The organism is Leptospira broomii serovar Hurstbridge str. 5399 (assembly GCF_000243715.2).
In the GTDB taxonomy this organism is placed as follows: Bacteria; Spirochaetota; Leptospiria; order Leptospirales; family Leptospiraceae; genus Leptospira_B; species Leptospira_B broomii.
The window spans coordinates 1,963,288-1,984,183 of record NZ_AHMO02000008.1 but is presented as its reverse complement, the minus strand read 5'-3'; the positions used below and the strand labels follow the sequence as shown (position 1 = coordinate 1,984,183).

General features: G+C 43.4%; 15 protein-coding genes. 10 read left to right on the top strand and 5 right to left on the bottom strand.

Annotated features, from left to right (window positions below; genetic code table 11):
- Positions 1-209: 209 nt before the first annotated feature.
- Together LEP1GSC050_RS14840 and LEP1GSC050_RS14835 are read right to left on the bottom strand one after the other, a co-directional pair.
- Positions 210-719: an LIC10604 family protein gene (locus tag LEP1GSC050_RS14840; protein ID WP_020987712.1), complete on the bottom strand. Its 510-nt coding sequence runs from the start codon at positions 717-719 to the stop codon at positions 210-212.
- 40 nt (positions 720-759) lie between these two features.
- The gene (locus tag LEP1GSC050_RS14835; protein ID WP_156895969.1) at positions 760-2,628 is read right to left on the bottom strand and encodes a sodium:solute symporter family protein; all 1,869 of its coding nucleotides are present in this window, start codon (positions 2,626-2,628) and stop codon (positions 760-762) included.
- A 140-nt stretch (positions 2,629-2,768) separates the two neighbouring features.
- Here LEP1GSC050_RS14835 and LEP1GSC050_RS14830 point away from each other — a divergent pair, with 140 nt between their 5' ends.
- The 10 genes from LEP1GSC050_RS14830 (at position 2,769) to prfB (ending at position 16,907) form a co-directional block, all read left to right on the top strand.
- Entirely contained in the window at positions 2,769-3,992 is a 1,224-nt protein-coding gene (locus LEP1GSC050_RS14830) for an aspartate kinase (RefSeq protein ID WP_010572002.1), read from the top strand.
- A gap of 30 nt (positions 3,993-4,022) precedes the next feature.
- A complete protein-coding gene (locus tag LEP1GSC050_RS14825) occupies positions 4,023-5,087 on the top strand; it encodes a putative peptidyl-prolyl cis-trans isomerase (RefSeq protein WP_010572001.1) in 1,065 nt (354 codons plus the stop codon).
- Between the two features lie 36 nt (positions 5,088-5,123).
- Complete coding sequence (locus tag LEP1GSC050_RS14820; RefSeq protein ID WP_010572000.1) at positions 5,124-6,686, top strand: spiro-SPASM protein; 1,563 nt, start codon at positions 5,124-5,126, stop codon at positions 6,684-6,686.
- Positions 6,661-8,280 (top strand): cytidylyltransferase domain-containing protein, encoded by a 1,620-nt coding sequence (locus LEP1GSC050_RS14815; protein WP_010571999.1) that lies wholly within the window; start codon positions 6,661-6,663, stop codon positions 8,278-8,280. Before LEP1GSC050_RS14820 ends, LEP1GSC050_RS14815 begins: the two co-directional genes overlap by 26 nt.
- A 1,054-nt stretch (positions 8,281-9,334) precedes the next feature.
- Complete coding sequence (locus LEP1GSC050_RS14810; RefSeq protein WP_010571997.1) at positions 9,335-10,075, top strand: TetR/AcrR family transcriptional regulator; 741 nt, start codon at positions 9,335-9,337, stop codon at positions 10,073-10,075.
- Positions 10,076-10,110: 35 nt separating this feature from the next.
- Positions 10,111-10,515 carry an iron chaperone gene (locus LEP1GSC050_RS14805; protein ID WP_010571996.1) on the top strand — a complete coding sequence of 135 codons (405 nt, stop codon included), beginning with the start codon at positions 10,111-10,113 and terminating at the stop codon, positions 10,513-10,515.
- Between the two features lie 296 nt (positions 10,516-10,811).
- The gene (locus tag LEP1GSC050_RS14800) at positions 10,812-13,460 is read left to right on the top strand and encodes a valine--tRNA ligase (RefSeq protein WP_010571995.1); all 2,649 of its coding nucleotides are present in this window, start codon (positions 10,812-10,814) and stop codon (positions 13,458-13,460) included.
- A gap of 158 nt (positions 13,461-13,618) precedes the next feature.
- Positions 13,619-14,890, top strand: coding sequence for a phosphoribosylamine--glycine ligase (gene purD, locus LEP1GSC050_RS14795; RefSeq protein WP_010571994.1), 1,272 nt, complete (start codon positions 13,619-13,621; stop codon positions 14,888-14,890).
- Positions 14,891-14,893: 3 nt separating this feature from the next.
- Positions 14,894-15,739: a hypothetical protein gene (locus LEP1GSC050_RS14790; protein ID WP_010571993.1), complete on the top strand. Its 846-nt coding sequence runs from the start codon at positions 14,894-14,896 to the stop codon at positions 15,737-15,739.
- A 64-nt stretch (positions 15,740-15,803) separates the two neighbouring features.
- Entirely contained in the window at positions 15,804-16,907 is a 1,104-nt protein-coding gene (gene prfB, locus LEP1GSC050_RS14785; RefSeq protein WP_010571992.1) for a peptide chain release factor 2, read from the top strand.
- A gap of 113 nt (positions 16,908-17,020) precedes the next feature.
- Here prfB and LEP1GSC050_RS14780 read toward each other — a convergent pair whose 3' ends face one another.
- From LEP1GSC050_RS14780 to add, 3 genes are all read right to left on the bottom strand, one after another.
- The gene (locus tag LEP1GSC050_RS14780) at positions 17,021-18,370 is read right to left on the bottom strand and encodes an adenylate/guanylate cyclase domain-containing protein (RefSeq protein ID WP_010571991.1); all 1,350 of its coding nucleotides are present in this window, start codon (positions 18,368-18,370) and stop codon (positions 17,021-17,023) included.
- 200 nt (positions 18,371-18,570) lie between these two features.
- Complete coding sequence (locus LEP1GSC050_RS14775; protein WP_010571990.1) at positions 18,571-19,116, bottom strand: GyrI-like domain-containing protein; 546 nt, start codon at positions 19,114-19,116, stop codon at positions 18,571-18,573.
- A 429-nt stretch (positions 19,117-19,545) separates the two neighbouring features.
- Positions 19,546-20,865 (bottom strand): adenosine deaminase, encoded by a 1,320-nt coding sequence (gene add / locus LEP1GSC050_RS14765; RefSeq protein ID WP_010571988.1) that lies wholly within the window; start codon positions 20,863-20,865, stop codon positions 19,546-19,548.
- Positions 20,866-20,896: the final 31 nt, after the last annotated feature.

Sequence of the window (20,896 nt, the reverse complement as noted above, 5' to 3'; positions counted from 1 at the left end):
CAAGGCTAATTTAGTTACGGCGCAGTAGGGTCGTTTTCGCTTTAATTCTGGTGAATAGATTTATCTTACAAGACCTTTCGAGTCGACTATAAAACGGGTAGAATCAGATAACAATTGCATTTCGAAGAAATCGAATACTCACTTCTATCTATTTTCTTTGCGTTTATGAGAGAAACTTGAGATTAGAATGTGATCAAGAAACTTCTAAATCATTTATTCTCTAGCGTTATGGATAGTTCTCTCAATATCTGATGAATTGTTGCGGTATGACCGAAAAAGAAGCGCGAAAGAAATCGAAAAATCGGGTTATAGATTTTTCCCTGTTCCCGAATACGAACTCTTGTTAAGTAAGGACCAAGCTTTAAAAAATGATATTCCCAGGTTCCTTGATACGGTAGTCCTTCGCTCAAAATTCTCACGAGCAGGGAGGAAGGACGACTTTCCGATTCGAAGCAATAACGAATATGATGCCCATGGGAATCTTTTTCCAACCAAACGGTATCACTTTCTTTTAGTACGGAGCGAACGCCGGATCTCCAGCGCGGGTATTCTTCCGGATTTCTTATTACGGCAAACGCTTCTTCGATCGGAGCGGCAATTTCCCGTTCCCCTTCCGCTTCGTGCTCCTCTGGCAGCAATAGCCCGATTACAATAATTACGATAACTATCGTCAGAAAAATAGCCGTTGAAATCGCTAACCAAAACATGAATCGATCCAAATCGTCCGTTTCCGCTTACCGGATACAATCGATTTTTAGATCAACTGATTAATTTATTTTGCACCGTTTTTATATCTTGGATTCGAACCGTTTGAAGTTTGGTTTTGTTCATCCAAAGCCTATACGCGCTAATTCCGGAAATGAACGATAAACCTAGATATATTGCGGCATGAACGAGTTCTTTTTTAAGAAGAGTCCCAGTACCGAATAACGATGCGTAAAGAGAAATGCTGGCCAATATCCAGATCCAACAACGGGAGTAAAATTCTTTCCGAACTTCGGTACCTCCCCATTTCCCCCAAAAACCGAACGGTTGCGTTCTTATTACGAATGCATTTAAGGTATCTTTTCCGATCGGAGGCGTTAGAAATGTGACCGTAATAGAAACGAGCACACTTCCGATCGCAGTCCAGAACAATAAGTATTCGGATCGAACATCGGGAAAAACGGGATACAAGACTAAGGAAAGGCATAGAGCCGTTAACATGCCCGATAATTCGGTCCAAGCGTTCGCTCTCCACCAAATCCATCTTAAAATTTGCGGAAGCCCGAGTCCGGAAGCCATCGCTAGAAAAAATTTCCAAGCGGATTCGATGGATCCCATCTGAGTCGCCACCAAAATGGAAATGCCGGCCATCAGTACCACCGCAATCCTACTCGCTCTCACTGTTTGTTTATTATTTGCGGACGGTTTTAGGAATCGAAGATACAAATCATTTACGAGATAACTTGCTCCCCAATTGATATGAGTATCGGCAGTCGACATAAACGCGGCCATCAAACTCACGAAAACTAAACCTAAAATTCCCGAAGGAAGAATCATTTTCATCAAGGCGGGGTAGCCCATCTCGCGGTCGTGCTGAACCATACTTCCTTCTGGAAAAAAAAGATCGGCCTTAGCAAGCGGGAAGACGACGAGACAAACCAATCCGGTCAAAACCCATGGCCAGGTTCTCAGGATGAAATTTGCGATATTAAACCAAAGAGATCCCAGTTCGGCGTCTTTAGGAGTTTTTGCCGTATGTAAACGTTGAGCTAGGTATCCGGATCCGTCGGAATAATATTGGATCCACCATTGCACTCCGATGAATATTAAAAATATTGTAAGTGGCAATTGATTCTCGCCTTCTCCGAAGGACGGCCAGAAAGAAAGTATCCCTTCGGATTTTCCGGGATATGTTAGCTCGAGCTTGGAATAAAGACCGTCTAACCCGCCGACGTAGTTCACCGCGTAAAAGGCGAATATAACCGCACCGCAAATCCCTAATGCAAATTGAAATAGATCGGTTAGAATGACGCCTTGAATCCCGCCCATGCTACTGTAAAAGACTACCACGGAAAAGAGAAGTAGAACGGTTAAGGTGTTATTCAAATCGTCGAAAACTAAAAAGTTAGGCCAGATTGAAGATACGATTCCATACGCATTCCCTCCGAGCAGAACTTTCCAATCCAAAAAGGGTCGAGTGATTTTAGACATCGCTTTAAACACCCAACCCAAAATAATCGAATTAATTAAGATGCTTAAAAAGAAAGCCTTACTAGCGCGTAAGATCGCCGCGCCGATTCCAGAATATCGGATCTCCACGATTTCGATATCAGTAAGAACTTCCACTCTTCTCCATAATGAAGCAAAGAAGACGGTCATAGCCATATAACCGAGGGCCCAGCTCCACCAAAGCCAGTTTCCGCTCACACCGTCTTTGGCGACGACGCCCGTGATTACTAACGGAGTATCCGCCGCAAACGTAGTCGCTACCATCGAAGTTCCCAACCACCACCAGGGAAGTTTTCGATCCGCGACGAAGTAGGAGCTCAAACTTTCTCCGGCTTTGGAAGAAAGCAAAATTCCGGCCCCGAAAGCGAAGGCAATGTATACGCCGATTAAGATCCAGTCGATAGTCGAAAAAATGGCGGCCGTCCTTTCTCCCCGGTTGGGAAGTCTTTTTCCTTAAGATCGGCGGGAAAGCTTGGAAAACAAGGATTCTTTCAATCTTAGAAATCGATTTCTCTTGATCCCGTCCGAAGTCGCGTAAACATGGCCACGAGACTATGGCAGCTATCATCGTCCAAAAATACGGAGGCACATCCGTAGGAACTCCGGAAAGAATTCTAAACGTTGCAAAACGCATCAAACGTTATTATGATGAAGGCGATCACGTAGTCGTAGTCGTTTCCGCGATGGGACATACGACGGACGAACTCGTCGGCTTAGCGGAACAAATTAGCAAAACTCCTCCACGACGCGAAATGGATATGTTACTCTCTACCGGAGAACAGATCTCGATTTCCCTCCTGGCAATAGCTCTTTGGGAAATCGGAGTCCCTGCAAAATCCTTTACAGGGTCGCAAGTAAAGATGGTCACGGACGGGAATTTCTCAAATGCCAAAATCGAAACGATAGATAGAACCAGAATCGATTCGGCTCTATCGGAAGGCAAAGTGGTCATCGTCGCCGGATTCCAAGGAATCGATAAAAACGAAAATATTACGACTTTGGGAAGAGGCGGTTCCGATACTTCTGCAGTAGCACTTGCTGCCGTATTAGGTGCAAAAGAATGCGAGATTTATACCGATGTTGACGGAGTTTATACCGCCGACCCGCGAGTCGTAAAGCAGGCAACGAAGCACACTCAAATCACTTACGAAGAAATGCTCGAACTTGCAAGTCTCGGAGCGGGAGTTCTGCATTCCCGTAGCGTGGAGCTCGGAATGAATTACGATGTAGTCATTCATGTTCGTTCCAGCTTTAATGATAATCCGGGCACTTTGGTGGTGAGCGAGGATAAGATTATGGAAAAATTAAAAGTCAGCGGAGTGACCGCAAAAAACGATCAGGCCCGAATCACCATCGCAAACGTTCCCGATAAACCTGGTCTTGCCGCCGACCTATTCGGTAAATTGAGTAGTAGGGACATCCTCGTGGACGTGATCGTTCAATCTTCCCCTTATGACGGTCGAAATACCATTTCCTTTACCGTTCCTAAAAAGGATTTGGCGGAGGCTTTACCGATTTTGGATTCTTTCGCAAATTCCCATGGAACCGAGAAGGCCGAAATCAACGAAAATATCTCCATCGTTTCCGCGGTCGGGATCGGAATGAAATCCCACGTCGGAGTTGCGGCACAGATGTTTCAGGCATTGGCCGATGCCGGCGTAAATATCGAAATGATCTCCACGTCCGAGATTAAGATATCCTGCGTGATTCCCAAAGACCGCACAGAAATCGCGGTAAACAAGATCCACGGCACCTTTGGACTCTCGAAAAACGGTTGAACGTTCGGCACTAGGCGAGAATTTCTTCTTGTGCCCCCTATATTTGGTCCGGTTTTTACGCCTTTTCGGAATCGTCGTGGTTTTCTAACCTCGACCCTGATAGCCGTGTCCTTTTTTTGGACCCCGAATTCTGCGGAACCGGCGGAATCAATCAATCGAATTATCGCAACGATCGGTAGCCAGTCGATTTCGGAATTGGACTATGACGACGCATTGGACAAATACTTAAAACTTTCCCGGTTTCTTAAAAATGAAGATATGCGTAAGTCACAGAGGACTCGCGTAATCGATTTTCTTATCGATAGGGCCATTGTTGACGCAATCGCCGAAGAAGAATCCATTCAAGTGAACCAAAAAAGGCTGGAAGGAGAGATCGACAAAAGGATGGAATTGATGGGTATTACGTCTCGAAAGCAATTCGAGCGAGCCATCGAAGCAAGCTCCGGAATGTCCTACGATCTATGGATCACCGAACTTCCCTACCAAATCAAACGCGGTCAGCTACTCCAATATAAAGTACCTATGCCTCCTCCGGCCGAAAAGGATGTGCGGAATTGGTACGCTCAAAACAAAGAGAAGGTCGGTTTCGAAATTCAATATAGATTGATTGCGATCGCGCCTAATAACGAAAGTATCGCCGAGGAAGCTCGAATTCATAAGGAAGCCACAGAACTTCGCAAAACATTGCAAGCCGATTCAAATTCATTTGCTCTAATCGCCGGATCTCCTAGAAATAGCGACGTCAAACTACGCGGTCGAAAAGGATTGGTGGATTGGATCTCTTCCTTCGAGTTATATAAAATCAGTAAATCTTCCGCCATCGCCGCCTCTCCGCTCCAATCGGGTAGTATTTCGGAGGTGTTTCGTGACGAATACAAACGCTATTGCATTCTAAAGGTGGAAGGTAAGAGAACGACTCCTTTCGACACGATCAAGGCGGGAATTATGAATATTCTGGCTCGCGAAAAAGAGGAAGAAAACTTCCAAAAATGGGTTCGAGAGCAAAGAAGCACTGTCCCGATTCAGATTTTCGACGATGCTTATAAAAAGGAAAATAAGATTCCGGACCAAAAAGAATCCATCCATCTAGATTGATTTTCATTTGCTGCAGCTCGAGTCAGAAATAAAAATATGAAATTTCCTCCCCAAGCGATCGCATTTTATATTCCCCTTTCTAAATTCCCGTTCCTGTCAGCTAGGGCGACTCAAGAAACCTCGGACCATCTTCGAACGGCGCTTCACAATCTGGCTCAGGTATTTCCGAAGCTCCCAATCTATTCCAACGCTCGATTTGACGCGACCTTGTCTTTGAAGGATCTCGCGCATGAATTCGGTTTTACAGGATTCACGATAATTGATTCGGACTCGGAGGCTCATTTTTTTTCGACAATCGCCGAACAATTACCCCCCTCGAGAACGGGGGATCCGGATTGGGACGAGGCTAGTTTTATCGTTCTGGACGGAATCTTTCCCTTATTAGATCCGCAGCTAAGTCGCGAAATCGCAGAGAGACACGATACGTTTCTTGCACAATATTCTTATTCCGAAAATCTTCCCGTGGGAATCGTTCCTCGTATCCTTTCACGAGAATTCGTTCGAAGCCTTCCGGCTAATTTTACCGGAAGTACTCAGGATTTCTTAGCGAAGAATATCAACCATTATGATACGGAAATTTTTTATCATTCACCCGACTTAAGACAGTGGCGTTTGGATTTTTCTCTTCTCGACCTTCGTTCCGTTTTACTCGTTAACTCTTTTCTGGCAAAAAAGAAAGATTGGAAGTACGAGGAGATTTTACCCTTTTTACTCTCTAATCCGGATGCGTTTCGAGTAGGACCAAGTTATATGGAACTGGAACTTTTCGGGGGAAGACTTCGGGAATCCAATATTTATCCAGCAAGTAAACTGACCGAAAATCGAACGGAGAGCCGTATCGAACCTTCCCTTTTGAATTCTCTAATCGAGCAGCACCGATCTAATTTCGGAACGGAATATAGCGTTTGCTTTGGCGGTTTAGGCGAACCTATATTACATCCTCGATTTCCGGAATGTATCGACATTGTCCTAAAATCGGCATCGTTAAAAGAATTATTTATTGAAACGGATTTATTCGACGATATCCGAAAATTGAAGCAAAGTTTCGAGAATCGCACTAAAGAAGAGTTATCAAAAATCTGTCTTATAATTAATTTAAGTACCTGGAATAAAAAAACGTATGCCGCTTTATACGGATACGACGGATTCGATACCGTTGTTCGAAACTTAGATGAGATTTCACAGGTTCTTCCGAAGTCCTCCATTTATCTCCAATTCCTGAAATTAAAAGAGATCGATTCGGAATTAGATTCCTGGTATGAAACGACGGAGAAGGCGGGATACGGAATCATTCTTCAAAAGTATAATTCTTACGCGGGAAAACTACCCGAACGTCGGGCCGCGGATCTGACGCCTTTGGAAAAAGAATTTTGCTGGCATTTAGCTAGAGATCTCTATGTAAATGCGGACGGATCGGTTGCAATATGTAAGCAGCAGCCAGGGACCGCATCTAGAAGTCTCGGAAATCTAAATTCACAACCCTTACTCGATATTTGGAAAAAAGGTCATCCGTTCTTTGCACTCTCCGCAAACGGAAAGCACAAAGAGATCCCTGCACCTTGTCTTTCTTGCGATGAGTGGTACACTTTTAACGCCTAAAAAACCCGGCTCACTGTATGCGTTCATACAGGCGAGAACGAGTTCGACTCGCTTTCCCGGAAAAGTATTAAAGGAACTTCCGGAAGGTTCGGGAAACGTTTTACTGGATCATATCCATTTTCGACTCAGTAAGGTTCTACCTCAATCCCGCATCGTTTACGTCATTCCGGAAGGAGATTTCGAGTTGGAATCCTTTCTCGCTTCAAAGAATAGACGAGTCTTCTCTGGGCCGCTCGATGACGTAAGAGCACGATACATTCTCGCTGCCTCAAAATTCGGTGCAGAAGCCATCCTTCGCTTAACGGGTGATAATCCGTTTTACGACGTAAAACATCTAGGATTGCTTTTATTATCCTTCTTAGAGGGAACTTCGCAGCTATCTTACTTCAAAGGATTACCTTTAGGAACGGGAGGAGAGGTTTTTCGAACCGAAGCTTTACTGTGGGAGCCTAAAGGCGGATTGGAAGAGCGACATAGAGAACATGTTAGCCTACATATTAAGGAACATCCGGAAAAATTTCGAATTACTTCAATTCCCTCCTTGATTGCGGAGAAGGATTCGAATAGAATTCCGCGTTTCCGTCTGACCGTCGATACTCCGGAAGATTTTCGGACAATGCAGGCGATCTTAGAAGAACCTGCAAAATCGATCCCGAATACGGATACTAAAATTCCCGCTTTCGGCTTGGATGATCTACTCAAATGGGAGGCAGATCATCCAAAATTATTCGAGGGGAACGCGAGCGTTCCTCAGATAAAATTTCCTCTGCCCACGTCGAACCGAAAGTCGAAGGGCAATATCGCACTTCTCATCGCTCCAGCAAAAGAATTCGGAAGCGGCCATGAAGCAAGATCGCACATTTTATATTCCCTACTTCCCGACCGAGATTGGGAACCCGCATTGGTTTCCGAATTCCCCAAGGACGGCGAATATCAAGGATTAATAATCGACTATAGAGATATAAGTATTCCGATAGAATATAAGAAAACGAAACTATTGCTTTTGGATCATTTTGGTAAAGAAAGAAAAATCCACCCGCATTTCGATCTCCTCCCTCACCCTCTCAATCGCAGCAGCTTTGACTGGAGTAATATTTTGCTCCCTCCTTCCATTACGAGCTATTCATTAAATCCGGCAACGGAGGAAGTGAAACAATATGAATTCTTTTGCTACGCCGGCGCGATCGAAAAGCGGCAATCCGATGACCTTGACCGACTTCTACTTCGGCAGTCCCCATCTGGGAAAATCCTAAGAGTAGGCGGGAGTCCACCTTCCACAGAGAGCGGAAGAATCGATCATGTCGATAGACTTTCAACGAACGATTATTTAACGGCTCTCAGAGGATCAAAACGATTCTTCGGATATTTTGGACAAAGCCTATTCGAAGCCTTGTATCTTGGGATTCCGTCCGCGACGTTCGGAATCTCACCCATTCATGAAACTCTTTCGTCCATGCTGCAGGAGGACGCAGGAATTCCATATTACAAAAACGCCGATTCCATAGAATTTTCCACCGGAACAAGAATTCCCGGACCGAAAGGTTATCATAATATATTAGAATATATTGATTTAATGTTTTATCATAAATCATAACCATCTCCTACTTCGCCAACGTGCCGACAAGGAAGATTGTAGATCTTTAACCGCCCCGTAGGACCTTTTTAAATGCGATCAAAAAGTAAACAGATTACATGCGAAAGGATCGTGCAAAACCGAGCTCAACCTAAAATACGCGTTAGACGGTACCGTGAATTCTACTCGTCAAGATCATAATCATTTTGAAAGCCTAACCGAAAATTACAGAGAATTACCGAAGAATCTAGAAGATCTTATCGCAATATCAGCAGTATACTTCGTCGTTTTTTAATAATTTGGCTTAGACGAGTTTTAAGACTGGCAATCTCTTTTGATAAACGATCTGCCGCTATTTCTAAGGGAATTAATAATTCCTCTTTTAATATAGAACCAAGGTATATATTTGAAATACCTTTCATAAATTCTCTCAGTGATAATAGACTATCTCAACGTCATAAGTATTTGTACCAGACCGGGCAAAGCAGATGCGCCGCCGGCTATGAATTCTCGTGCTATATCGACCTTATCTATTTCCATTTAGCATCTCTAAACGGATTTCCAGGCGGTATTTTTAGATCTTCAATAACATGATCGTTGTTTAATATTCTTAACTTCCTTCTACCTTGGATTTGAATATCGGTCGGGAGTTTCCTAGAATATTCACCTTTCAAAATTTTTTCAGTCTCAGTACAAGCAAAGCTTTCTATCGCTTCTATATACTATCGAAATAGATCAGTATCCTTAATCGTTATTATTAAGATTTTACTCTTAGTATTTTTCTTTAAGCAATGGGTCTTTTCGCAAATTGCGACTAACTAACGTTAATCGACAATATCTCTTCTTAATTTGTAAATTTCTTACACCAATTCCCATAACTGAATTTTAATCCATTTCAAACCGACCGTCCGTCCAATTCCAGACAGAAAGGCAGGAAACAATAAATCTTATGTTTGTTTCCTGTGTACTTTTTTTTAGGGCGTAATGGAAAAGAGTTTGACCAAAACTTGTCGAAAGTGCACATTCAAACCGACCGTCGGTCTATACCGACGGTCGGTTTGAATGGAGAAATCTAATGATTCCACCTAAAGTTTCCACAAGAGAAAGAATTCTTAACGAATCCAGAAAGCTATTCTTTGCAAAAGGATACGAAACAACATCGATTCAGGATATTCTCTCCGCGCTTGATATCGCGAAGGGTACGTTTTACCATCACTTTCAATCCAAGGAAGAATTATTGGAAGAGATTGCTGTGAAGTTTGCTCAAGAAGCACACTCTACAATGCAAGCAGAGATCGGAGACCTTGGAAACGAGGGAACAGGATTGGATAAAATTCGAAGAGCTTTGATCGTTACTCATAATTGGAAGAAAGGAAAAGCGGAAGAAATTCGGTTCTTATTAGAATCGCTCTTCTCAGCCGGTAACCTTCAATTGAGAGATAAGATTCATAGAAAATCCGTCGATCTTAGTTTTCCACTTTTCGTGTCCTTAACGTTGGAAGGCCAACAAGACGGCTCTTTACAAAGCAAGTTAAGAGCGGATCATTTAACTTCCATCATCTTCGATCTTTCCGATGCGTTAGGGGAAAGGGTCGCTTTCTTCCTTTTAGGAAAGAGCAAAGAGAGCGACGATGAGATATATGAGCTAATGCTTTCGTATCATAAAACGATCGAAGGATTGCTCGGATGTCCGGAAGGCGGATTGGATTATTTCGATCGAAACGAATGGACGGAGTTATCTAAGTTATTTAGAAAACCCGAACCTATCGCTGAAAGTTTCTCGGAACCCGCTCCATTAGTGGCTAACGCCAGTTAACGTGCCAACGGCAACTCGATTGCCGAGGATAGAATATGCTACTCTATGCTCTTGTTCCAACACTTCCCAGGATCGATTGGGAAACTCCGATCGATTCCGGAATTGAAGATTATATTAAGCGGTCATCCGAAATTCGGAAAAGTAGAATGCAGGAATTACTCGATTTTATGCGAACCGAATTTCCCGACCTTCGAGAAAGTCTAAAATATAAGATGCCGACCTTTGAAAGAAACGGGAAAAGTATCTCTTTTGCAAACCAGAAGAACTATCTCTCCATTTACTTTCCGGAAGAATCCTTTGTTAGAGCCTTTCGTGCGAAAGCGAGCGGTATCACCAGCGGAAAAACCTGTATCAACTTGAAGGATAAGGATAAGGTTCCGATGATATATCTGAAAACCTTAATTAAAAAGGCTCTCGCGGATAAATCCAAGCGAAACTGATACAGGCTGTTCTTCAAATCTTAAAGTGAAATACGACCTTCGAAGTAGTTCCATCGTCTTCAAGGTCGTATTCCCGAAAACCTCACTCGGCAATCGCCCGATTAAAACGATCAATGGGAATAAAGTCCGTACTATGGATCGGATCCGGTCTCTCCAATGGTAGGGTTCTATATTCCGCTTCTGCCCTAATTAAACAGTATGGGACATAATTAAGCAGTAATTCCCAAGCTCGAATCGAAGGGTTTCTAATCACTTGACCTCTCCCTTCCGCGGAAAAATCTATCCGAACGAAGGCTATGAAGAAGCAGATAAACGATCGTTACGAACCCGCGAGCGTCGAGCCAAAATGGATTTCCCTCTGGGAAGAACGTAAAAGCTTCCAGCCAAACCAAGCAGTATCTCCTTCCTTTACGATCGCACTACCTCCCCCGAACGTAACAGGCAGTCTCCATATCGGGCATGCGCTCAATCATACGATCCAAGATATCATCATTCGAATCGAACGGAAGAAAGGAAAATCGGCCCTTTGGATTCCAGGAATGGATCATGCCGGAATTGCCACTCAAGTCGTCGTGGAGCGGGAATTAGCAAAAGAAGGAAAGAAACGTTCGGATTTTACTAGGGAAGAATTCGAAAAAAAGGTTTGGGAATGGAAGGAGCATTCGGGGGGAATGATCCGAAATCAGCAAAAACTCTTAGGAGAATCCGTTGATTGGTCCCGACAAAGATTCACAATGGATGAAGGCCTATCCAAGGCTGTTGTCAAGGTTTTCAAATCCCTATATGACGAAGGTTTAATTTATCGCGGAGAACGCATCATCAACTGGTGCCCTAAAACTCTAACTGCGATTTCCGACTTGGAAGTCGAATACAAAGAAACAAAAGGGAAATTATACCACCTACGATATCCAATCGTCGGACAACCGGGTAAATATATTATTGTCGCCACTACTAGACCAGAAACCATGTTTGGCGACGTCGCTGTCGCCTCGCATCCGGACGACGAACGTTATAAAAATTTAAAAGATGCTCTGGTGGAGCTCCCACTCACGAATCGTACGATTCCGATCGTATTCGATAGTTTCGTAGATAAGGATTTCGGTTCCGGTTTGGTAAAAATCACACCTGCACATGATCCGAACGACTTCGAAGCCGGACAACGTCTCGGTCTCAAACCGTTGATCGTAATGAACCCGAATGCTACTCTAAACGAACACGCGGGAAAATACGCGGGATTAGATCGTTTTGTTGCTCGAAGAAAGATAGTCGCAGATCTGGACGAGGCAGGATTGGTCGAGAAGATCGAAGATCATGTTCATTCCATAGGACACAATTCCAGAGGCGGAGAAATTATAGAGCCGTACCTTTCCCTGCAATGGTTCTGTAAAATGAGATCCCTCGCGGATCTTGCTATCGAAGCGGTTCGCTCCGGTGAAACCGAATTCGTTCCCAAACTTTGGGAGAAGACTTTTTTCGAATGGATGAACAATATCCGAGACTGGTGCGTTTCTAGACAACTTTGGTGGGGACATAGAATCCCTGCCTATCATTGCAAAAACTGTAAACATACCGAAGTCTCCGAATCAAAGGTGGAAGTTTGTCCGAACTGTAATTCTCGAGATGTTGAGCAAGATCCGGACGTACTGGATACCTGGTTCTCGTCCCAACTCTGGCCATTCTCAACCTTAGGTTGGCCTGAACGTACGCCGGATTTCGAGAAATTTTATCCGACGCAAGTTCTCGTTACGGCTTTTGATATCATCTTTTTCTGGGTAGCTCGCATGATTATGATGGGCAAAAAATTTACCGGAAAATCGCCTTTCGCGAAAGTAATCATCCATGCGCTTGTTCGAGATAAGGAGGGAAAAAAGTTTTCCAAGTCGGTCGGGAACGTCGTGGATCCTCTCGATATGATGAACAAATACGGAACCGATTCGTTCCGTTTCTTCTTAGCTGCGACGCTCCCCGAGGCAAAAGACGTTCTCTTTGACGAAAGCCGACTGGACGGTTACCGCTCTTTCTGCAATAAGATCTGGAATTCCAGCAGATTTATTCTGATGAACTTGGAGGAAGGATTTCAAAAGAAAGAATTGGAAAATTCGTACGCTTCCAAATTAGAACCCATGGACAAATGGATTCTTCAAAAATTCAACGAAACTCTTTCTAACTACGAACGAGCCTATTCCAAATTTCTTTTCTTTGAAATGGCTTCGGAAATTTACGAATTCGTTTGGGGTGATTTTTGCGACTGGTACATCGAACTCGTAAAACCGAGAATCTACGGCAAATTAGGACCCGAATCGCAGGAAGTCGCCAAGCACGTATTAGTGGACATTCTCGTTCAAGCATTAGGATTATTGCATCCGTTTATGCCTTTCTTAACTGAAGAAATCCACGAGGTATTCGGAGAGGGAGAATTCCTGATAGGGACGCCCTTCCCGACTAAATATTCCGTTTCGGCGGAAGACGAGGGAGTCGTTAAGACTAATATTATGCAGGAAGCCATTAAACAAATCCGCGTACAAAGAACGGAAAATAGCGTTCCTCTCGACAAAAAATGCCAAGCAATATTAAAATCGACTAATCCGTTAGTCGCTTCTTCAGTTAAAGACTTCGAAGTTTCGATCTTGCAGCTGGCTCGGTTGGAAAACATTCGCGTAGACGAGGCTTACTCGATCGAAAAAACGGATTCGGTCGGGGCATTCCGATTCGGAGAAGTTATTCTTCCCCTATCCGGAATGATCGACTTCGAAAAGGAAAGGGCGCGATTAGAGAAAGAACTTCAAAAAGTCGGACAAGAAGAGGAGAAACTTTCCTCTAAACTCGAAAATGTAAACTTTCTTGCGAAAGCAAATCCGGATATCATCGAAAAGGAAAAGGACAAGCTCCGACTTTTAAAGGAAAAAGTAGAAATCATTCGTAAGGGAATTGAAAAGCTTTCTTGAGCAATAAGAAAAACGATTTTCTAATGGATCCCTATCGATCCTACTGAGTAAGGGGCTGGCCGGATTTTTCTAATTCGGCTTATTTTGAAAATGGCTCCTTCCCGACCTTTTTCAAACGGTATTGATATCTTAAGAATCTTGGAGCGGTATTTTATATTATGTCTCGTGTCCTTTTAATCGGCTCTGGCGGTAGGGAAAGTGCGATCGCCTACAAACTAAGGCAATCTTCAAAATTGACATCCCTTCATGTTTTTCCGGGAAACGGAGGCTTTCCTGAGGAGGAACTGCTCCCTATAGATTCCTTCGACTTAAAGCAAAAAATCTCCGTGCAAGAGTTCGTTAGAAAAGAAGGTTACGATCTAGTCGTAGTCGGCCCCGAGGATCCTTTGGTAGACGGTATCTGCGATTGGCTTCAGGAAATAAACGTACTGACTTTCGGACCGTCCGCTTACTGTGCTCAAGTGGAAGGATCCAAAGAATTTGCAAAATCTTTAATGAAGGAAGCCGGAGTTCCTACTGCAAAATACGAATCTTTTTCCGATTTCGAATCCGCGTTAGCCTATACCCGAAAAGAGGGAGTTCCTATCGTAATTAAGGCGGACGGGCTCGCCGCCGGAAAAGGTGTTACGGTTTGTTTTCGGTTCGAAGAAGCGGAAGTCGCACTCAAAGAAATTTTTTTAGACAAGAAATTCGGCGCGAGCGGTAATAAAGTCGTCATCGAAGAATTTATGGAAGGCCAAGAAGCTTCCATTTTTGCGATCAGCGATGGAGTCCGATATTTTACGCTACCCGCGGCACAGGATCATAAGCGGGCTTATGACGGAGACAAAGGGCCGAACACCGGAGGAATGGGCGCATACTGTCCTACGCCTATCATCACACCGGAAACATTAGAGAATATTAATCGATCCGTTTTCGATCCTATGTTCGAAATATTCCGAAAAAAAGGTCACCCTTATAAAGGATTATTATACGCAGGATTAATGATCACTCCGAAAGGCGAACCGAAGGTAGTGGAATTCAATTGTCGTTTTGGCGATCCTGAAACGCAATGCGTGCTTCCGATGCTGGACGGCGACTTATTGGAAATTTTCGTAGCGTGCGCCAAAGGAAACCTCTCTGGCGTAAAAACAGGCATTCTGCCCGGCGCATCTACCGTAGTCGTTTTGGCCGCGGATGGTTATCCCGAATCTTATGCAAAGAATATTCCTTTAAATATCCCAGAAACAAGTAGTAAAGATATCGTAGTTTTTCATGCAGGAACTTCAAAAAAGGATGGAAACATAATCTCCACGGGTGGAAGAATTTTAGGAGTTTCGGCCCGAGGAAAGAATCTGAAAGATTCTGTAGAAAAAGCTTACTCTTATTTAAGCAAACTCGTCGCGCCCAAAACCTTCTACCGAAAGGATATTGCTCGCAAAGCATTGTAGACTATGCCGTTTCTCGTATCTGGAAATATAGATTTAATCGATCAGGTTAGCCTTCGTAAATTAGAGAAGCATCTGGGGGTCATCTTATCTCCTCATCAATATCCGATCGAACAATACAATTTAATTCGTAATTCCTTAAGATCAAAACTAGATTCGGAAAACTTAATCCGAAGAATGAGTCGGAAAGAATTACTTTCCTTTATCTATATCCTCACTCAGTTCGGGGACGTCGTCCAAGGAGAGACTCCTCAAGAATATCTCGACGTCGACAATATCCCTGTCGTTTTAGAATGGCAAAAGGGACATTTTATGGTTCCTTACGAAGTCCTGGATTTTCTTGCTCATTCTAGAGTATTTCGAAATCAAAATTACCTGTTTGCACTGATCCAGCCGCTACCTTCGAAGGAAAAGAAAGCTTGGATCGAATGGATAGGAGCCGGGTACGGGAAAACGTTTCCGAGAGAGATCAATCACGAGCTTTATTTTCAATGTCGACATCTGCAAAAGCCCTTCCAGGGAAAGAGCCTAGTCCAGGAGGAAGTCATTCGGATCGACCAATTGTGGGCTCCGGGAAAAAATGAAGTCGCGGACTGGTTTTATAAAGGAATTACGCCTTTCTATACCGCCATGAAGGAGCTCCAACGGGTCGAAAGAGATCCTTTCTTATTGCATGTTTTAGACCTAATTCGTTCGGGAAAACTTGTCCTAAAACGCACCCCGGAGGAATTTGGTAGAAGAGAGGAGTTTGATCTCGTCTCGACTGTGGAAGGCAATACTCCTCAACTGCGGGACACCGTATTTAGTTGGGAAGTAGAACGGGAAGAACGCGAAGACTTTCTTTTCCGTTAAAGAGCTAACTCTTCCTTCCCTCTTTTCTCACATCTTATTATAAAGCAGTAAAAAATCGATCCGTATGGAAGTTAAGAACGCCAAGGAACTCAAACGCCTTTCTAAAGAATTACAGGAAAATTTCCTGAATCGATGGAAACTCTTGAATCTGGATAAGGATCAAGATCAATTAAAGTCCTTTAATGATAGAATATCCGATCCCTCGTTTTGGGATAACCCGGATCAGGCAAAATCCGTCAGCCAAAGAAAAACCGAATTGGAACGAAAGCTTGCGCCTTGGATCGCAATACGACAGGACATCAACGACTTTCCCGATTTGGTAGAATTAACCTTTGAAGAAAAAGGGGAAGACGGTGTCGAAGAACTTAGCTCAGAATATTCCCGTCTAAAAGACGAGTTTGAACGGCTAGAACTCCTGGGCGCCCTGAACGAACCGGAGGATATGAAGCCTGCATTCTTAAATATTCATCCCGGTGCAGGCGGCACGGAAAGTCAAGATTGGGCGGAAATGCTTTTTCGAATGTATTTAAAATATTTCGATAAGAAAGGATATCAGTACAGCGTCGTTGATTTTCAGGAAGGCGAAGGTGCAGGTATCAAGAATGCGACGATCCATGTGATCGGAGATTTCGCTTACGGCTTTTTGAAATGCGAAAACGGAGTCCATAGACTAGTTAGAATTTCCCCTTTCGACGCAAACAAAAGACGGCACACATCTTTCGTTTCGGTTCACGTCAGCCCAGAGTTAGACGACGATATCGATATAAAAATAGAAGATAAAGACCTGAGAATCGACGTGTATCGTTCTTCCGGTGCAGGCGGTCAGCACGTCAACACAACCGACTCGGCAGTCCGGATGACGCATATTCCGACAGGGATCGTCGTTGCCTGCCAAAATGAACGCTCGCAAATTAAAAACCGTGACACCGCGATGAAAATGCTTAAAGCTCGTTTATACGAAATGGAACAAGAGCGATTAAAGGAGGATTTGCAAAAAAAATCCGGCGAAAAGAAAGATATCGCCTGGGGGAATCAAATCCGCTCATACGTATTCCATCCCTATAATATGGTTAAAGATCACCGTACTGATTATGAAACTGGAAATGTTCAAGCAGTTATGGACGGAGACATCGAACCGTTTATTATGGCTTACTTAAAAACCCTCTGACGAATCGACTTCCTCCCGATAAGGAAATTTTGATTCGCTTTATATACGTTCAAAATCGATCGAAGCGGAGAAGTTCCGCAAAGTAAACTGCATAAGGTGAAAATTCGCCGTAACTAAGAGGCATTCCCGTTAAATCTAAGTTCATATAGCTTCCAAAATCTTCGATTCGGCTTTCTAGGGTTTTTACCTTCCCTAAATTCCGGGCGCAGTCCGGCCAGAAAATACATCCGAGTATCCCCTTTATTTTTTACAGGAAGCGACCCGCGAGAACGAAAGACAAAAAAATCTTTTGTTAGTTCCACTACGGGCCTCGTTACGTTAACTCTTCCAGGTTCGCTACTAGATTCCATTCGACTGGCAAGATTTACCGTATCACCCCAAACATCGTATGAAAATTTTCGACTTCCGATAACGCCGGCGACTAAAGGACCTGAATGAATTCCGATCCGAGTCTTCCACAACGGGGCGCCAGTATTGTCGGTTCGCATTTGATCCAGCCGTTCCAACATTCCCAACGCGGTCAGCAAGCTATCGACAGCATGGGAGGGACGAAACGAAGGAACTCCTGCCACGCACATATACGCGTCTCCGATTGTTTTTAGTTTTTCTAAATTATGAACCTCAGTCACTGAATCGAAATGGCGAAAGCAAGTATCCAATTCTCGAACTAAATCGTCCGGAGAAAGGTTTTCTGCTATGGAAGTAAACCCGTAAAAGTCGGTAAATAATACGGTCGCTTCCGAGATGTATTTCGGTTCGGAATATCCTGTTCTCTTTAACTCCTCTGCGGTTTCTTTGGGAAGAATATTTAAAAGAAGTCTCTCAGATTTATCTTTCTCTTCTTGAAGTAAACGTTCCGCCTCCCAAGCTCCGCTCGCTAGTTCTTTTCCGAGGAATGTCAACCAAAGGACTACAAGGATAATGCTGGTAAAATAAAAATAATCCTGAAGGTCCGAAGCTAATTCTAGGATAGGATCGAAAAAATAAGGAATTATGCGAGCTAGAACGAATAAGAAACCGAGGGCCAATTCGGTCACAAAAATGAAGATCTTCTCTTCGGGCGGATAAATGTAAAAAGGAAGCGCAAAACTCGCAAGAATATAAAGATCTAAACCTGCACTCGGCGAAAGAATCCTAGAAATTATTAACAATTGGCTCCAGCCGGAAATCGAAAGCAGAATTCTCGCGCTTTTATTTCTTCCGGTAATATTTAGCCAAAGTACGAATGCATAACCTAGAATGTTCAGGAACCAAAGAAAATACAACCATCCGGGAAAAAATAATCCGAACGCAAGAAATACGATGTAATAAACTAAAGTAAAAAATCCGGTAATGATTACGACTGCGTTTGTAGCAATGATATATCGATTACCCGGACCAGTACCCGTTCCGGCCGAGAGCAAACGTTTCCATAAATGGACCGATCGCATACAAAAAGCTGTAGCATTAGTAACGAAGTTCATCGAAACCGAGTTTTAAAGTTTTCGACGGAACTGAAAAGCGATAATCTAACCGCTTTAATAAGATATTACTAGAAATCGGTCTTATATTCTTAAAATTAAGTAAGAAAAAATGCGCGTTCCCCGTGTGCGTAACGGGGAACGAAATATTTTATAACCGAGAAAGGTTTCAATGCATCAACGATCAATAACACATAATGTCTTTAATCGATAGGTAATAAGTATTTTGCATTTTTACCCGCAACAGGTTCGTAGATCTCCATTATATAGCGACTTTCTAAATCGCATCCCCGTTTCTCACATGCCTCGAAAAGTTTCGGATAGATCTTATAGATTCCGAGAAATACGGAGAAAAAATTCTTAAAGGGAAAATCCACAACGAGGTATTTGCGTACCGGAATTGTACGCTCTTCCAATGCTAAAGAAATACCCTGCGGTTTTGTTTTTAGCGGCTCCGAAAATAATACCCCCACCTCAGATCTAAGTTGGTCTTTAGGTACTTTCCGCGGATTATCCAGATAAATCCCGAATATCCTATAGCCTTTCAAACCGCTCGCCGGAAGCTCTTTCATTAGAGTTCGAAACGTTTCCCCAACTTTTCGATACTCCCCGGTTTGATGGTGAGAAATTACGTAAAACGGTCCCTGAACTTCTTCTCGAACTTCCACCGTATTAAAAGCACCCATGTAACCTAGAAATACGATCAATAAGAGAAGTATTACCCCTGCAATAGATAAACCAATTTTCATAGAAACCTCGAATGAACTACTTCATGTAACCGATCGGAATCGAAAATTAGCGAAGTGCAGCCGTTTAAACGGCTTAGTGTTCCGAAACATGTTCCCATAAAAGTATTTCTAACGTTAAAAATTAAACTTTGATCGGCTCTTCTTGCAATTATAATTAATGTTTTCGAATATTCGTAGGCATTGATAAAACTCAAGTTGCGTTGGATTTCCGCGGATAAGAAGCGATCAATTTATCGGAACGAAATCTTCGGGACGGGCAGAACCGCACTTACCAACCGTTAAACGAAATAAAAAAAAGCGTTTCTAGAGAAAATACCGTAAACAAAACCGTTCGGTTCAGAAAGAGATAGGATTTGAATTCGATAAAAATCCGATTCGAAGATTTCAGTTGTTCACCAAACCGTTGCAACTAGTTTTGCGGACGGTGAATTAGCGAACCCCGTATTTTTCTTTTATTCGTTTAATTTTAACTTCCATACCCTTCCACAAAGTCTCTTTTTGCGGATGGAATGTAGCATAGACTCCTTGTCGAACAAGATCTATGATTTCTTCCAACGAGAAGTCTAGAAAGCGCCAAAGTTTAAAATATTCATAAGTAAGATTGACGTTAAAAATTTCGGGATCATCCGTGTTGATGCAAAGTGGCAGCCCTTGATCGTAATAATACCGTACCGGATGGTTCTGCTCCTTTCTGACGTATTTGCCGGTAAACACGTTAGACGTCACACAGATTTCGATTGGAATTTTGTTTTCCCGAAGATAGTTGATCAATTCAGGATCCTGAATCGCGGAAGTTCCATGTCCGATACGTTCGGCTTTACATTGTTCCACTGCCTCCCAAATCGCCCAAGGACCGTCGTCTTCTCCGGAATGTGCAACGACTCGAAGCCCTGCTTCTCTTGCTTTTTTAAAGACTTCGACATAATCCCTCGCAGGACCCATTAATTCTGCGCCGCCTAATCCGATTCCTATAATTTCCTTTTGCTTGAGCTTGAGAACTCGATTAAGATTATTCATCGCGTTCTCGGGACCGAAAGAGCGAGAAACGTCGACTAGAATTCGAATTTCAATTCCATCCTTTGCTTTTTCTTCACGGATTCCTTCCACGAGTTGACTGACCATTTCGTCAAAATCCAAGCCGTTTTGGATAAATTTGGAAGGCGCAAAGAAAACCTCGGTATAGAGAATATTATTGGTCCTCATATATTCCGCGAGACTGCCCACAAAGTAATACAAGTCCGCAGGCTCTTTGACTAAGCTTTGGATAAAGAAGAATACTTGGATGAATCCGTTCAGATCCTTGAAATTGAACTTGGCCTCGAATTCTTCATCGCTTAGAGAGATGCCGTTCTTTACCATGAGCTTCTTCATGGTTTCCTTATTTACGCAGGCTTCCAGATGCAGATGGATTTCCGTTTTAGGGAGTTCCCTAATAAAATTGATGACGTCTTGGTCCTGAAGTTTTTGGCCCGAAAGATCCGCGGGTTCCAGCAGCGCCGAAGCGGTCGACCTGCCGGATTCATGCGCTTCCGAATCCCCGAGGAGCCAAGAAGGAGGTCGATCGACTTCTAATTCCAGAAGTCGTATTCGTTCGTTGAGTAGATTATTAATCTGCTTATCGAAGGAAATTTGCAGGGACGATGAATACGGCCTGTCGGCGGGTAGCCGACTTTTTAATCGATTCAGTTCCGTTACGTCACGGTCGAGGATCCGGATTCTATCCAGGATGTCGGCGAAGGTTAAACCCACGGGAGCAGAATAGGGAATCGCCTCTCGGATT